General features: G+C 69.7%; 16 protein-coding genes and 1 riboswitch. Of the genes, 3 read left to right on the top strand and 13 right to left on the bottom strand.

Annotated elements, in window-relative coordinates:
• Window positions 1–5 precede the first annotated feature (5 nt).
• The 7 genes from gcvT to QPR87_RS15950 all read right to left on the bottom strand — a co-directional run bounded on the left by gcvT (window position 6) and on the right by QPR87_RS15950 (window position 6,486).
• Window positions 6–1,118, bottom strand: coding sequence for a glycine cleavage system aminomethyltransferase GcvT (gene gcvT, locus QPR87_RS15980; protein WP_285050312.1), 1,113 nt, complete (start codon window positions 1,116–1,118; stop codon window positions 6–8).
• A 133-nt stretch (window positions 1,119–1,251) separates the two neighbouring features.
• Window positions 1,252–1,340: riboswitch (glycine riboswitch) on the bottom strand.
• A 54-nt stretch (window positions 1,341–1,394) separates the two neighbouring features.
• Window positions 1,395–2,177: an SDR family oxidoreductase gene (locus tag QPR87_RS15975; protein WP_285050309.1), complete on the bottom strand. Its 783-nt coding sequence runs from the start codon at window positions 2,175–2,177 to the stop codon at window positions 1,395–1,397.
• A gap of 58 nt (window positions 2,178–2,235) precedes the next feature.
• Window positions 2,236–2,574 carry a hypothetical protein gene (locus QPR87_RS15970; protein ID WP_011748633.1) on the bottom strand — a complete coding sequence of 113 codons (339 nt, stop codon included), beginning with the start codon at window positions 2,572–2,574 and terminating at the stop codon, window positions 2,236–2,238.
• Window positions 2,571–3,185 (bottom strand): hypothetical protein, encoded by a 615-nt coding sequence (locus tag QPR87_RS15965; protein ID WP_285050307.1) that lies wholly within the window; start codon window positions 3,183–3,185, stop codon window positions 2,571–2,573. The genes QPR87_RS15970 and QPR87_RS15965 overlap by 4 nt, the downstream gene beginning before the upstream one ends.
• A gap of 83 nt (window positions 3,186–3,268) precedes the next feature.
• Window positions 3,269–4,594 (bottom strand): ATP-binding response regulator, encoded by a 1,326-nt coding sequence (locus QPR87_RS15960; RefSeq protein ID WP_285050305.1) that lies wholly within the window; start codon window positions 4,592–4,594, stop codon window positions 3,269–3,271.
• A gap of 3 nt (window positions 4,595–4,597) precedes the next feature.
• A complete protein-coding gene (locus QPR87_RS15955; protein WP_011748636.1) occupies window positions 4,598–5,779 on the bottom strand; it encodes an FIST N-terminal domain-containing protein in 1,182 nt (393 codons plus the stop codon).
• Window positions 5,776–6,486, bottom strand: a complete 711-nt coding sequence (locus QPR87_RS15950; RefSeq protein ID WP_011748637.1) for a response regulator transcription factor — start codon at window positions 6,484–6,486, stop codon at window positions 5,776–5,778. Before QPR87_RS15950 ends, QPR87_RS15955 begins: the two co-directional genes overlap by 4 nt.
• A 188-nt stretch (window positions 6,487–6,674) precedes the next feature.
• Between QPR87_RS15950 and QPR87_RS15945 the strand changes: the two genes are divergently transcribed.
• Genes QPR87_RS15945 through QPR87_RS15935 form a run of 3 tightly spaced genes read left to right on the top strand, consistent with a single transcriptional unit; the run spans window position 6,675 to window position 9,034 of the window.
• Window positions 6,675–7,664, top strand: a complete 990-nt coding sequence (locus QPR87_RS15945) for an ABC transporter substrate-binding protein (RefSeq protein WP_285050302.1) — start codon at window positions 6,675–6,677, stop codon at window positions 7,662–7,664.
• A 7-nt stretch (window positions 7,665–7,671) separates the two neighbouring features.
• Window positions 7,672–8,454 (top strand): ABC transporter permease, encoded by a 783-nt coding sequence (locus QPR87_RS15940; RefSeq protein WP_011748639.1) that lies wholly within the window; start codon window positions 7,672–7,674, stop codon window positions 8,452–8,454.
• Window positions 8,444–9,034, top strand: a complete 591-nt coding sequence (locus tag QPR87_RS15935; RefSeq protein WP_285050300.1) for an ATP-binding cassette domain-containing protein — start codon at window positions 8,444–8,446, stop codon at window positions 9,032–9,034. Before QPR87_RS15940 ends, QPR87_RS15935 begins: the two co-directional genes overlap by 11 nt.
• Here QPR87_RS15935 and QPR87_RS15930 read toward each other — a convergent pair.
• The 6 genes from QPR87_RS15930 to pqqA form a co-directional block, all read right to left on the bottom strand.
• Window positions 9,022–9,792 carry a quinoprotein dehydrogenase-associated SoxYZ-like carrier gene (locus QPR87_RS15930; RefSeq protein ID WP_285050298.1) on the bottom strand — a complete coding sequence of 257 codons (771 nt, stop codon included), beginning with the start codon at window positions 9,790–9,792 and terminating at the stop codon, window positions 9,022–9,024. The genes QPR87_RS15935 and QPR87_RS15930 overlap by 13 nt on opposite strands.
• Window positions 9,789–10,925, bottom strand: coding sequence for a pyrroloquinoline quinone biosynthesis protein PqqE (pqqE, locus tag QPR87_RS15925; protein WP_011748642.1), 1,137 nt, complete (start codon window positions 10,923–10,925; stop codon window positions 9,789–9,791). Before pqqE ends, QPR87_RS15930 begins: the two co-directional genes overlap by 4 nt.
• A complete protein-coding gene (pqqD, locus tag QPR87_RS15920) occupies window positions 10,922–11,230 on the bottom strand; it encodes a pyrroloquinoline quinone biosynthesis peptide chaperone PqqD (RefSeq protein ID WP_011748643.1) in 309 nt (102 codons plus the stop codon). The genes pqqE and pqqD overlap by 4 nt, the downstream gene beginning before the upstream one ends.
• Window positions 11,227–12,021, bottom strand: coding sequence for a pyrroloquinoline-quinone synthase PqqC (pqqC, locus tag QPR87_RS15915; protein WP_285050296.1), 795 nt, complete (start codon window positions 12,019–12,021; stop codon window positions 11,227–11,229). The genes pqqD and pqqC overlap by 4 nt, the downstream gene beginning before the upstream one ends.
• Window positions 12,018–12,908, bottom strand: a complete 891-nt coding sequence (gene pqqB / locus QPR87_RS15910) for a pyrroloquinoline quinone biosynthesis protein PqqB (protein WP_104491611.1) — start codon at window positions 12,906–12,908, stop codon at window positions 12,018–12,020. Before pqqB ends, pqqC begins: the two co-directional genes overlap by 4 nt.
• Before the next feature lie 66 nt (window positions 12,909–12,974).
• Window positions 12,975–13,067 (bottom strand): pyrroloquinoline quinone precursor peptide PqqA, encoded by a 93-nt coding sequence (pqqA, locus tag QPR87_RS15905; RefSeq protein ID WP_024843519.1) that lies wholly within the window; start codon window positions 13,065–13,067, stop codon window positions 12,975–12,977.
• Window positions 13,068–13,206: the final 139 nt, after the last annotated feature.

Genomic DNA, 13,206 nt, shown 5'->3' with positions numbered 1-13,206 from the left:
GCCTCTCAGCGCTTGTAGCTCGGTTTGTGGAAGGGAAGCGGAGTAATCGTCACCGGAATGCGCTTGCCGCGCAACTCGGCCCAGAGCGTCGCACCGGGCGCAAGCCCCGCGGGCAGGATCGCCATGGCGACAGGTCCGCCAACCGAGGGGCCGAAGCCGCCCGAGCAGACCTTGCCCAGACCCGCGCCGCCCTCGGCCGCGTCGAAGATCCCGACCCCCTCGCGAATCGGGGCGCGGCCCTCGGGACGCAGGCCCATCCGGCTGCGCGCAGGACCTGCGGCCAACTCGTCCAGGATGACGTCGGCGCCGGGAAAACCGCCCTCGCGTGCGCCGCCGGTACGGCGGACCTTGGGGATCGACCAGCCCAGCCCGGCCTCGCCCGGCAGGGTGCGGGCGTCCATGTCATGGCCGTAAAGCGGCATCCCCGCCTCCAGCCGCAGGCTGTCGCGGGCGCCCAGCCCGATGGGGGCGACCTCGGGCTCGGCCAGCAGCGCCTCGGCGAAGGCGACCACCCGATCCTCGGGCACGGAAATCTCGAATCCGTCCTCGCCGGTATAGCCCGAGCGGCTGACCCAAAGCGTCACGCCCTGCCAGTCGAACTCGGCCACGTCCATGAACTTCATCGACTGCGCGCCGGGAACCAGCCGCGCCAGCACCGCCTCGGCCTCGGGACCCTGCAGCGCCAGAAGACCGCGATCCGTCACCGGCTCGACCAAGATGCCCTGCGCCTCCAGCTGGCGCAGATGGGCGATGTCCTGCTCGGCGCAGGCGGCGTTCACCACCAGAAGCAGGTGGTCGCCCTTGTTGGCGATCATCAGGTCGTCGAGAATGCCGCCCTCGGCATTGGTGAACAGCCCGTAGCGTTGCCGCCCCTCGGCCAGCCCGGTGATATCGGCGGGCACCAGCCCCTCCAGCGCCTCGGCCGCACCCGGGCCGCGCAGGATCACCTGGCCCATGTGGCTGACATCGAACAGCCCGGCATGGCTGCGGGTATGCAGGTGCTCGTTCAGCACGCCCATCGGATATTGCACCGGCATCTCCCAGCCGGCAAAGGGCACCATCTTCGCGCCGCGCGCGAGGTGCAGGTCATATAGCGTCGTGCGCCGAAACTCGGCCATGGGCATCCCCCTTGTCTGCGGACGGACCAATCCCGGCCGCTGCGATGCCCCCTCTGTCCCTACCCCGAAACGGGGGCGCCTGAGATCGTTATCCCTTCGGCGGGCGGCGCAAGCCGCCTCTCTCCAGAGCGTTCGGCGGAAAACGGTCCCTTTGCCTGAGAGATTCCCGGGGCGGTTGCTCCTTCGGCCCTGGCTTGCGCCAATGTCTCCCGATTTCCGACCTTTGTCGTAGCCGGGCGGCGGCGTTCTGGCAAGGGCCTTCTGCCGCCCGGATTTTCATACCGAGACGTTCAGCGCGCCCCCGTCCAGCAGGATATTCTGCCCGACCATGAACCGCGCCTGCTGGCTGCACAGGAAGGCGCAGGCGGCGCCGAAATCCTCGGGGCGGCCATAGCTGCGGGTCGGGATCGTCGCCTCGCGGCGCCGGCGGGCTTCGTCCAGGCCGATGCCCTCGGCCTTGGCCACCCCCGAATCGAGGCTCACGGCGCGGTCGGTGGCATGGATGCCGGGCAAGAGGTTGTTCACCGCCACGCCATGCGGCGCCACCTGCCGCGACATGCCGGCGACAAAGCCGGTCAACCCGGCGCGCGCGGTGTTCGACAGGCCCAGCACCGCGATGGGCGAGCGCACGGATTGCGAGGTGATGTTGACCACCCTGCCCCAGCCGCGTTCCATCATGCCCGGCACCAGCGCCTGCATCAGCGCGATGGCGGTCAGCATGTTGGCGTCGATGGCCTTGATGAAATCCTCGCGCGACCAGTCGGTCCAGGTGCCGGGCGGCGGGCCGCCGGCATTGTTGACCAGGATGTCGGCCTGGCCGCCCAACGCCTCCAGCACGGCAGCGCGGCCTTCCTCGGTGGTGATGTCGGCGGCGACCGGCGTGACCGCCACCCCGTGCCGCGCCGCGATCTCCTGCGCCGTGGCCTCCAGCGCCTCGGCGCCGCGGGCGTTGACCACCAGATCGACCCCCGCCTCGGCCAGCGCCTCGGCGCAGGCGCGGCCCAGCCCCTTCGACGCGGCGCAGACAAGACCCTTCTTGCCCCTGATCCCCAGATCCATGGCTTCCCTCCTGTTCAGCTTGCCGCCAAGGAAGCGCGGGGCGCGCGGATTGTCCAGTTCAGAAGCAGAGGATCTCGGCCTCGGCCTCAGCGCGGCGGAAATTGGCGACGATGTCGTTGACGGCGATGCCCTGGCGGAAGATGCCCGCCCGCTCGCCGGCGGTCTGGCGCATGGCCAGCACTGTCTCGGCCTTGACGTAATCGTCATAGGACAGGATCTCGGCGATCTGGTCGATGGCGCAGCTGCACCGCTCCAGCATCTCGCGGGTCTGGCCGTTCGTCGCCATGCAGACGAAGACGTAATCGGCCCGCGCATTGGTCGGATAGTCGTTTATCGCCTGAGCCCCGGCCATGCCGGCCGAAAGCACGAGCGCCGCCGTCAGGGTTGCCCGGATCATTTCAACACCATTTCGCTGTGATAGGCCGGCCGTCCGCCCGAAAGCGGGCCGGTTTCGGCCAGCATCCGGCGGATCGGCCGCCCCGGATCGTCCAGGGTGAAGCGCAGTTCCAGCGTGTCGAAGCCGGCCATGCGCCCGCGATTCTCGTCCTGCGCAAAGGGCACGAAGACGGCGACGGTCGCCTCGCCCTCATGCCGAATCTCGCCGCTGCGGAACAGCGCATCCTTCAGCCGGTTGCGGATATAGAACGGGCTGCCCCCGGTCAGCGCCGCCATGTCCCGCGCGGTGGTTTCCAGAAAGAAGGTCAGCGCCGGATCGCCGCCCGAGACCGGAAACGGGCCGATCTTGCGCGTGGTGCGAGGGGTCTTTTCGGTCAGCTCCAGCGCCGGCTGGCCGTGCGGGGCATCGGTGGCCGCGCCCAGCGAAACGGTGCCCTCGCCCAACGGCGCAAAGCCCTCGGCCTGGGGGCCGGTCTGGTGCAGCGTCCAGACCAGCGGTCCCTGCGACAGATCCCATGGCCCGCGCTGGGCAAAGACCAGATCGCCCGCCTCGCCCGCCGAAAGCGGGCCGGCCAGCAATCCGATCAGCGCAAGGCCACGCAAGATTCTCATCCCGGTCCTTCCTCCCTGTTTGCGACCCTGCCCCCGCAAGGGCCGCGGCGAAAGCCCGCCGCCGGCTGTTTCGTGCTTTGGTCTTAGGCCAGCATCTGCTGCAGCATGGCCTGCAAGTCCTCGGGGCGCACCGGCTTTTCCAGCACAGGCACGCCCATCTTCTGGCAGGCGCCGCCCAGTTCCGGCGCGCGCCGGGCCGAGACCACGATGGCCGGCACCGCCTGCCCCGCCGCATTGCGCAGCGCCTCGATGGCCTGCAGGCCGGTATCGCCGTTGTCGAGGTTATAGTCGGCGATCACCACGTCCGGCGGCTCGTCGCCCATCTGCGCCAATGCCTCGGCAATGCCGCCCGAGACGCGGGCCACCATGCCCAGCTTGTCCCGCAACACCAGTTGCAGGGCGCGGCGCATGGCGTCGTCGTTCTCGACCACCAGCGCCACCCGGCCGCGCAGGTGCGGACCCTGGCCGGCGCCCTCGGGTCGCACGGCCTCGCCCCCCGGCGCGACCAGCGGCAGGCTGACGCGAAAGACGGTGCCGCGCCCCGGCTCGCTGTCCATGGCGATGGGATGGCCCAGCTTGGCGCAGGCGCGGCGCACGATGGAAAGGCCCAGCCCCATGCCCGGCGCCCCGCCCTCGCGGCCGATGCGCTGGAACTCGTCGAAGATGCGCGCGCGGTCGGGCGCGGCGATGCCGATGCCGGTGTCGTAGATCTCCAGCCAGGCCCGTTCGCCGCGTTTGCGCACGCCGACCAGCACGCCGCCGCGATCGGTGTATTTGATCGCGTTCGAGACGAGGTTCTGCGCGATCCGCCGCAGAAAGGTCGGATCGCTTTCCACCATCGCCGTGGTCGGCGCAAAGCTGAGCCGCAACTCCTTGGCCTCGGCCATGGGGGCGTATTCGATGGCGAGGCGGCGGAACAGCCCGCCCAGATCGACGGGCTTGCGCTGGAACTCGATGCGCTGGCTGTCCAGCCGCGAGATGTCCAGCACCGCGTGCATCAACTCCTCGACCGATTCGAACGCGCCCGACAGCCGGTCGGTCAATTCGCGCTGCAACGGGTCGAGCGAGGTGTCCTTCAGCGCCGACAGGAACAGTTTCGCGGCCGACAGGGGCTGCAGCAGGTCATGGCTCGCCGCGCGCAGGAAACGGGTCTTGGAGCGGTTCGCCTCTTCGGCCGAGGCGCGGGCGACGGCCAGTTCGCGGTTGCGTTCGGAAAGGTCGGCCAGCGCCTGCTCCAGCTCGCGGGTGCGGACCTGCACCTCCTGCTCCAGCGCGACGGCGGCCTGGAACATGGACCAGGCCGAACCGCGGCTTTCCTCCAGCCGGTCGATGCGCTCGACCAGCACATCGGCGATGCGCGTCAGCTTTTCGACCCGCCGGGCGGGGGGATCGTCGTCGCGCAGGAACATGGTTCAACCCGGCTCGGGCGGCATCAGCGCCATGCCGACGAAGGTCTGGTTCACATGCATGCCGCTGTGCTGCTCGCCATAGGTATTGAAGCCTGCGACACGATAGCGTGCCAGCAGTTCGGACATCTGCCCGTCCATGCCGGCGCGTTCCAGCGCCAGCCGCCGCAGCACGCAATCGAAGCCCAGCACCATCAGCGGCGGGCGCGGCAGCGCGTCCAGAGCCTCGGCAAAGCCGCGCGTCATATCCATCGCCCGGCCCAGCGTCAGGATGTTGCCGGCCTCGATCCCCGAAAGAAGCTGCAAGCCGCCCTCGGGCGTAATGGCGCGGATGGCGCGGACGTGGTGGCGCTTGCCGGTGCGCAAAAGCAGCGGGTGGCGGGCGAATTCCGTCGGCGTCAGCGCCTCGACGGGAATCCCCGCCAGCAAGGCGTATTCCTGCGCCGCCGGCTCGCCGTTCAGCTCCATGATGACGCGGTTGTGGCGGTCGGCGGCCGTCACCACGGCACGGCGGTCGGTCGGGCTGAAATGCTGGAACGAAACCTCGGCCGCCGCCAGATCGGTCTCGACCAGCAGAAACAGCGCCGCACCGGGATGCTCCGCACCGTCGACCATCTGGCAGGTCGGGCCGAACCGCATGCCCTCGGCGCTGGAGCCGCCGACGATCGGCAGGCCGGGGATCGCCGCATCCAGCGTCGCGGTCAGCACGTCCTCCTGGCGAGCCAGCGCATCGGCCAGCAGCACGCCAAAGCTGGAGCGCCGCAGGTCGGGGCGGAAATCGGCGTGAAAGCGGCGCAGGGTGGACATCCATTCCGACACCGGCACCAGCGCCTGGTCGCGCAGCACGCAGACGCCGACCCGGAAGCTGGCCGAGGGAAATCCCAGCGCCGTCACCGTCTGCGCGCAATAGCCGCGGGGGCCGATCTCGCCCACCGAGGAACAGCCGACGACGCGGCAGCCCTCGCCCAGCACCTCGCGCAGCGCAGCGCCCAATGCCGGCAGCCCCTCGGTCGGCATGCCGAACAGCAGCACCAGCGCCGGCCGCAAGGGCGCCATGGCATCGGCGATGCGCCGGGCGGTATCCGCGCCGGCGGCGGGCACCGAGACGGCGATGGGCGCGGGCGGCAGCACGACCGGCCGCGCCTCGGACCGTGCGCCGGGCCAGGGTTCGGGCAAGGCCGCGCTCATGCCGGTTCGAACAGCCTGACGCTATTGGCCAGAAGCACCGCCTGGGTGCGGCGGCGGGCGTTGATCTTGGACATGATCGCGGTGATGTGGGTCTTGACCGTCGCCTCGGCGATGGACAGCTCGTAGCTGATCTCCTTGTTCGCCTTGCCCTGGCAGATCAGCCGCAGGATCTTCATCTGCTGCGGCGTCAGCGTGGCGAAACGGCGGGCCAGTTCGGCCCGGGCCGCATCCTCTTCGCCGGCATGTTCGGGCTGGTAGCTGTCGGGCGTCACCCGCTCGCCCTCCCACATACGGCGCAGGCTGTCCACCAGCGCCTCGCGGCCCAGCGACTTGCTGATATATCCCTGTGCCCCGGCCGCCATCGCGGCCGAGATCATGGCGTTCTCCAGGTCGGCCGAGATCATGGTGATCGGCACGTCCGGGATCTGGCGACGCAACGTCACCAGCCCTTCGGCGCCCCTGGCGTCGGGCAGGTTCAGGTCCAGGATCACCGCATCCGGCGCGCCCTGGTTTCGGATCTGCTCTTGCGCGGCGGCAAGGCTGCGGGCGGTGCGCACGTTCCTGAGCCCGAAGCTGATCTTCAGCGTCAGGGCCAAGGCGTCGCACATCAGCGGATGGTCGTCCACGATCAGGATTTCGCGGACGCGATCGGCGGAAAGCCTTGGCGATGCGACGCGGTCTTGCGACTGCATTTCGGCTGAGGCCATCGTTCTCCTCCCAAAGAAACGATAGTGGGCCGGGCGGTGGCGCACCGGCCTCTATGGGTCCATTCTAAGACCCCCGCCCGCCGGCGCAAGCCCGTTGGACGACGGACCCGGATTGCGGCTACGACTTCGGTTGTATTGGCCGAAAATCGGGCACATGTCACTTTCACCTGGTCCAAGCGGAGGCCACCATGAAAATCAGCCGCAGAATCACCCTGCTGGCCGGTGCCGCGGCACTTGCCGGGCTGGCGCTGCCCGCCCATCCGCAAGGCACGGCCCAGGCCCCCGCGATCCGCATCGGCACGCTGGAGAACGGCACCGTCAACTGGGAGATCGAGACGATCCGCAGCCGCGGGTTCGACACCGCGAACGGCTTTCGGCTGGTGCCGACGATCCTGGCAGGCAATCCCGCCACCCAGGTCGCCATGCAGGGCGGAGAGGTCGACACCATCGTCTCGGACTGGCTGTGGGTGGCGCAGCAGCGGGCGCGCGGCACGGGCTTTCGCTTCCTGCCCTATTCGACCGCCGTGGGGGGCGTGATGGTGCCCGCCGGCAGCATCGTGCAGTCGCTGGCCGATCTTCGCGGCAAAAGGATCGGCATCGCCGGCGGCCCGGTGGACAAGAGCTGGCTGATCCTGCGCGCCTGGTCACGCGAGAAGCTGGGCGAGGATCTGGCCGATGCGACGCAGCAGGTTTTCGGCGCCCCGCCGATGATCCTGAACGCCGCCGAGACCGGCGAGGTCGATGCCGCGATCAACTTCTGGCACTTCCAGGCCAGGATGGCGGCGCGCGGCATGCGCGAGATCATGTCGGTCGAGACGGCGGCCGGCGATCTGGGCCTCGACCCTTCGACGCCGCTTCTGGGCTATGTGCTGCGCGACGACTGGATCGCGGCCAATCCGGCTCTGGCCGGGGGGTTGGCGCGCGCATCCCGCGCCGCCAAGGAACTGCTGGCCCGCGACGATGCCGTCTGGGAAGAGCTGCGCCCTATCATGGAAGCCGCCGACGATGCCGAGTTCCAGGCGCTGAGGGCCGGCTGGCGCGCCGGCATCCCCACCCCCGGCCCGGTCGATGCGGCCAATGCGCAAAGGATGTTCGCCACCATGGCCGAGCTTGGCGGCGAGGAACTGACCGGCGGCGTCGCCACCCTGCCCGAAGGCCTGTTCTGGTGGCCGGAGTGATCCCGTCTTGACCGAAGCCCCCAAGCCCCCTTCGCTGCGACCCGGCCTGGTGCCGGGGGTGCTGTCGATCCTTGCCATGCTGCTGGTCTGGACGCTGGCCTCGCAACTGACCGACCGGCCTCAGACCCTGCCCGCGCCCTGGGAGGTCGCCGCCCGCATCATGCGCCTGGGCGCCAGCGGAGAGTTATGGTTCAACGCCGGCATGACGCTGTTCCGGGTCGTCGCCAGCTTTGCGCTGGCCATGGCGGCGGGCATGGCGCTGGGGCTGTGGATGGGCCGCAGCCGCGGGGCCGACCAATGGCTGAACCCGGGCCTCATCATCCTGCTGAACGTGCCGGCGCTGGTGGTGATCGTGCTGTGCTATATCTGGATCGGGCTGAACGAGACCGCCGCCATCCTGGCCGTGGCGCTGAACAAGATCCCGGTGGTCACGGTGATGATCCGCGAGGGCACGCGGGCGCTGCGCCCCGACCTGGACGACATGGCGCGCGCCTTTCGCATGCGGCCCTGGGCGCGGCTGCGCCATGTCGTGCTGCCGCAACTGGCGCCGCATGTCGCCGCCTCGGCCCGGGCCGGCATCTCGCTGATCTGGAAGATCGTGCTGGTGGTCGAGTTCCTGGGCCGCTCGAACGGCGTCGGCTTCAAGATCCACCTGCTGTTTTCCAGTTTCGACGTCGAGGGGGTGCTGGCCTGGGCGCTGGCCTTCGTCGCGGTCATGCTGGCCATCGACCTCATCCTGCTGCGACCCTGGGAATCGCGCGCCAACCGCTGGAGGCAGGATGCGGCTTGAACTGGAAGCCAAGTCCTTCGGCCCGCGCCAGGTGCTGGGGCCACTGACGCTCTCGGTCGCGCGGGGCGAGCGGCTGGCGATCCTCGGCCCCTCGGGCATCGGGAAATCGACGCTGCTGCGCATCCTGGCCGGTCTCGACGCGGATTATCGCGGCCAGCTCGACAGCGCCGACCGCCTGGCCGTGGTGTTCCAGGAGCCGGTGCTGCTGCCCTGGCGCGATGCGGTCGCCAACATCACCATTCCGACCGGCCGCGACGCGGCCACCGCGCGCGACTGGCTGGCGCAGGTCGGACTGGCGGGGCATGAGACGAAATTCCCGCGCCAGCTTTCGCTGGGCCAGCAGCGGCGGCTGGCCCTGGCCCGCGCCTTTGCCGCCGGGCCGGACATATTGCTGATGGACGAGCCCTTTGCCTCGCTGGATACCGGGACGGCGGCACGAATGCTGGCCTTGACCGACGCGCTGCTGGATCGCAGCGGCGCCGGGCTGGTGCTGGTCACGCATGACCCGGCCGAGGCCGCAGCGCTGAAAGCCCACGCCCTGCACCTGACCGGCGATCCGGCGCGGCTTCAGAAGGACTGATCCCAGACCCGGCCCTCGGTATCCTCGGCATGGACCGTCACCGGCCCCTCGCCCGGCACATGGGCAAAGCGGAACACCGGATCTTCGGAAATCGAGATCCCGGCCTCCATGGTGAACAGCGGCGCCTCGCCCTGCTTCACCTCCAGCGTCTGGATGAACTCGGCGGGAATGGTCAGCAGCGTCACCTGATCGCGTTGCAGGCCCGAGAAATTCGGATGCCGGATCATCAGCGTGCCGACCTGGCGCCCATCCCCTTCGGTCTGGCGAAAGCGCATCTCGCCCATGGTGGCGCGCACCTCGTCCATGCTTTTGCCCGCTGGCGCCGCGCAGCCGCCCGAGGCTTTCACGAAGCGCCCGGCCATGACCTTGCGCCCATCCTCCAGCGTGGCGATGGCGCGCAGGTCGGAATAGCTGTCCACCCGCACCCGAACCTCGAAATCCAGAGGCATCAATGCCTCGCCGAATGTGAACTCGGCCGCCACCGGCGCGGGATTGCCGTCCACCACCAGCGCCAGCGCACGGATCGCGGGAGCGCCGGGCGGCTGGGTGATGCGCACCGGCACCAACGCCGGATTGTCGGCGCGCGGCGGCGCGTCGAGGTCGAAGATCGCCGGGTCGACCGGCGGCTCGTCATCCATGCCGATCACCGCCAGCCGCATGTCGTCCCACAGGGCCGAGGGCTGCATGGGATTCGCCACCTCGCCCGCCAGCGCCGCCGGGGCCAGCATCGATGCGAAAAGCAGGCAGGCCAGTCTCATCCCCGCTTCTCCCTTGTCATGCGGCGATAGACCAGCACGGTCGAATCGCTCGCCGCCTCGGCCTCGGCCGCGGCGCGCAGCCGGGCATGCAGGCCAGAGCGCGAACAGACCGGATCGGTGGCCCGGGCATCGCCCGCCAGCGCCATGGCCTGGCAGCGGCAGCCGCCGAAGTCGATCTCGCGCCGCTCGCAAGAGGCGCAGGGCTCGGGCATCCAGCCGGTGCCGCGAAAGGCGTTGAAGGCGGCGCCGTCGTGCCAGATCCGGGCCAGCGGCACCTCGCGCACGTTCTCGAACGCCAGCCCCTTGATGGTCTGGGCGGCATGGCAGGGCAGCACGGTGCCGTCCGGTGCGACGTTCAGCCCGGTCGAGCCCCAGCCGCCCATGCAGCTTTTCGGGAACGCTGCCAGATGGTCGGCGGGCACATAGTCGATGACCATGCGGCCCTGCAGGCGCCGGCGGGCCTCGTCCACCACCTCGCGTGCGCGGGTCGCCTGGGCCTGGGTCGGCATCAGCGGCCGGCGGTTCAGGTCGGCCCAGCCGTGGAACTGCACGGTCGCGACCTCGATGCGCCGGCAGCCCAGTTCTTCGGCCAGGTCAATCATCTCGGGCAGCCGGTCCAGGTTCTGGCGATGCACCACCGCATTCAGCGTCATCGGAAAGCCGATGGCGCGGGACCATTGCGCCACCTGCATCTTGCGCGCGAAGCTGCCGCCATAGCCGCTGATCCAGTCGGCCATCTCGGCGTCGATGCCTTGCAGGGACAGCTGGATGTGATCGACCACGCCGTCCAGTTCGCGCAGCCGCGCCTCGGTCAGCCCGATCCCCGAAGTGATGAGGTTGACGTAAAGCCCGGCATCGCGGGCCGAGGCGGCGATCTCGGCCAGGTCGCGGCGCGAGGCGGGCTCGCCGCCCGACAGATGCACCTGCAGCACGCCCAGGCCGGCGGCCTGCCGGAACACCTCGGCCCATTCCGCCGCCTTCAGCTCGGCGCTGGCGCGGGTCAGCTCGACCGGGTTCGAGCAATAGGGGCAGGCCAGCGGGCAGCGATGCGTCAGTTCCGCCAGCATGGCCATGGGCAGGCCGACGCGGACCGGGTTGCCGTCTATGTCGCGGGGGGCGGGATCGTCTCTCATGCCGGCCCCCCGGCTTCACCGTCCAGGAACACCATGCGCCGGTCCATCAGGTCGCGGAGGAACTCCTGCACGTCGCCCTCGATCTGCTCGGGCGGCGCGTCGTAGCGGGTGCAAAGCGTCTCGATCACCTCGGCCAGGCTGCGCTTGCCGTCCAGTTCCGACAGGATCGCATGGCCCACCGGGTCGAGCTGGATCACCCGCTCGGGCGCCAGCAGCACGCGGATGCCGCGCACGCGGTCGTCATGCAGCCGCACGCCCCGCGGCAGATAGGGCACCGCGGCCCCGCTGATGCGATCCGCGCTCATGAGGCACCCGCGGCCTCGGGCGCCGGCTCGGGGATCGCCGCGTCCAGAAGCCCCTCGCCCGGACGCCAGGCGCCGGGGGGTATGTTGCCCTGCACATAGCCGTGCCACAGCGCGTCGAGCTGCGCCCACAGCACGTCGGTCTTGAAGACCAGCGCCGCCGCCGCCGCATCCTGCCTTTCCAGCGTATCGGCACGGTCCAGAACATAGTTCAGGCCGAATTCGACATCCTTCGGCGCCTCGCTCAGCCGGTTGCGGAAATAGGCGAGGCTGGCATCGTCGGCGAAATCGTAATGCTTCAGCAGCCCCTCGATGCGCTCGGCATGGATCCTGGGCGCGAACATCTCGGTCAGGCTGGCGGCCACGGCATCCAGCAGCGGCATGTCGCGCACGAAGCGGACATAGGCATCGACAGCAAAGCGGGTCGCGGGCATCACGCCCGCGCCGCTGGCGACGTAATCGGGGTCGAGGCCGACCGCCCGGGCCAGCGCCAGCCAGCGCCGGATGCCGCCGCCCTGATCGACGCCACCGTCGTGATCCTCGATGCGGCTACGCCAGATGCGGCGCAGCTGCGGATCCTCGACCCGCGACAGGAAGGCCGCGTCCTTCATCGGAATGCGCGACTGGTATTGCCAGCGGTTGACGACCCAGGCCCGCACCTCGTCGGGCGTGCATTCCCCGCCATGCAGGCGTTTGTGGAACGAGTGGCGGTCGTGATAGCGCTCGGCGCCGATGCGCTTCAGGCGCTCGTGGAACTCGGCGCGGGTCTGGGCGCGGTGGTCGGCAAGTTTCATGGCGCGATCTCCATACCGTCATGGCCGATCTGCCAGCCCGCCGCCTGCGCCATCGCACGCTCGGGGCTGGCCGGATCGACCAGCGGGTTCGAATTGTTCAGATGCACATAGATGCGGGCACCAAGCGCCAGGTCGCGCAGCCCCTCCAGGCTGCCGCCGGGGCCTGATACCGGCACATGCCCCATGCGCCGCCCGGTCTTGGCCCCAAGGCCGGCGCGGACCATTTCGTCATCCGTCCACAGCGTGCCGTCGAACAGCAGCGCATCCGCGCCCGAGATCCGTTCGCGCAGCCAGTCGGGAACCGAGGCGCAGCCAGGGATATAGAAGACCCGCCGCCCCTCGGCAGCCAGTTCGACGCCCACGGTCTGCTCGCCCATCAGGTCGGTCTCGACCTGCTCGCCCTCCATGTAGAGCGGCACCTTGCCCGGCACGGCGAAAAGCCGCGCGACAAGGCCGGGCGCCAGCTCGAAGCTTTCCTCCAGCGCCAGCTCGCGCCGGGCGACCAGGCGGGGGTCCAGCGCGGCAAGCATCGGATTGGCGGCCAGCACGGCATGGATGGCCGGGGTCGCGAACAGGTCGAACCCCTGCCCCTCGCGCAGGGTCAGCAGGCCCGCGACATGGTCGATATCGCCGTTGGTCACCAGCACCGAGCGGATCGGAGAGCCGCGCAGCCCCCCGGGCCGCAGCGCCGGCGTCGCGGCCAGCTGCTGGCGCAGGTCGGGCGAGGCGTTGACCAGCGCCCAGTCCCGGCCATTCGCAGAGACGGCAATCCCGCTTTGGCTCATGGCGGGAATGCGTCCTGCGCGCGCGGCCTCGCAGTTGCGGCAACCACAGTTCCACTGCGGCACGCCACCGCCGGCGCCGCTGCCGAGAATCACGATACGCATGGGAAAGGCTCCGGCAGGCCCGGCCCCCGGCTGCCGGGGACCGGGCCGGGGAATATCGCCGGCGGGTTAGAACAGAACCGGCTCGTCCTCGGCCGGGGCATACATGTTGATTTCCATGCCGCAGGCGATTTCCTTCGGCGCGGGTTTGGTCCAGGCCATGAGTCCTCCTCCTCAAGGTCACCGCATGAATGCGGCTGTTTCGATGCTAAGCCGCTTGGGCGTTCAGTCAACACGCCAAAGGTCGTAGATGGCACGGGTCGCGGGCTTGTGTTAGCCTTGCCGCGCGAAAGGAAAGCGG

It is taken from the genome of Paracoccus sp. SSJ, from assembly GCF_030234105.1.
Classification (GTDB): Bacteria; Pseudomonadota; Alphaproteobacteria; order Rhodobacterales; family Rhodobacteraceae; genus Paracoccus; species Paracoccus denitrificans.
Note: the sequence above shows the minus strand (reverse complement) of the source record. Positions and strands in the feature narration are given on the sequence as shown.

What these genes read in the sequence shown, in the direction of transcription:
- QPR87_RS15935 (WP_285050300.1), top strand. Translation starts at nt 8,444, where the DNA reads ATGCGGCTTGAACTGGAAGCCAAGTCCTTCGGCCCGCGCCAGGTGCTG.
- QPR87_RS15970 (WP_011748633.1), bottom strand. Translation starts at nt 2,574, where the DNA reads ATGATCCGGGCAACCCTGACGGCGGCGCTCGTGCTTTCGGCCGGCATG.
- pqqC (WP_285050296.1), bottom strand. Translation starts at nt 12,021, where the DNA reads ATGAAACTTGCCGACCACCGCGCCCAGACCCGCGCCGAGTTCCACGAG.
- QPR87_RS15950 (WP_011748637.1), bottom strand. Translation starts at nt 6,486, where the DNA reads ATGGCCTCAGCCGAAATGCAGTCGCAAGACCGCGTCGCATCGCCAAGG.
- pqqD (WP_011748643.1), bottom strand. Translation starts at nt 11,230, where the DNA reads ATGAGCGCGGATCGCATCAGCGGGGCCGCGGTGCCCTATCTGCCGCGG.
- QPR87_RS15960 (WP_285050305.1), bottom strand. Translation starts at nt 4,594, where the DNA reads ATGTTCCTGCGCGACGACGATCCCCCCGCCCGGCGGGTCGAAAAGCTG.
- QPR87_RS15965 (WP_285050307.1), bottom strand. Translation starts at nt 3,185, where the DNA reads ATGAGAATCTTGCGTGGCCTTGCGCTGATCGGATTGCTGGCCGGCCCG.
- QPR87_RS15930 (WP_285050298.1), bottom strand. Translation starts at nt 9,792, where the DNA reads ATGAGACTGGCCTGCCTGCTTTTCGCATCGATGCTGGCCCCGGCGGCG.
- pqqA (WP_024843519.1), bottom strand. Translation starts at nt 13,067, where the DNA reads ATGGCCTGGACCAAACCCGCGCCGAAGGAAATCGCCTGCGGCATGGAA.
- pqqE (WP_011748642.1), bottom strand. Translation starts at nt 10,925, where the DNA reads ATGAGAGACGATCCCGCCCCCCGCGACATAGACGGCAACCCGGTCCGC.
- pqqB (WP_104491611.1), bottom strand. Translation starts at nt 12,908, where the DNA reads ATGCGTATCGTGATTCTCGGCAGCGGCGCCGGCGGTGGCGTGCCGCAG.
- QPR87_RS15955 (WP_011748636.1), bottom strand. Translation starts at nt 5,779, where the DNA reads ATGAGCGCGGCCTTGCCCGAACCCTGGCCCGGCGCACGGTCCGAGGCG.
- QPR87_RS15945 (WP_285050302.1), top strand. Translation starts at nt 6,675, where the DNA reads ATGAAAATCAGCCGCAGAATCACCCTGCTGGCCGGTGCCGCGGCACTT.
- gcvT (WP_285050312.1), bottom strand. Translation starts at nt 1,118, where the DNA reads ATGGCCGAGTTTCGGCGCACGACGCTATATGACCTGCACCTCGCGCGC.
- QPR87_RS15975 (WP_285050309.1), bottom strand. Translation starts at nt 2,177, where the DNA reads ATGGATCTGGGGATCAGGGGCAAGAAGGGTCTTGTCTGCGCCGCGTCG.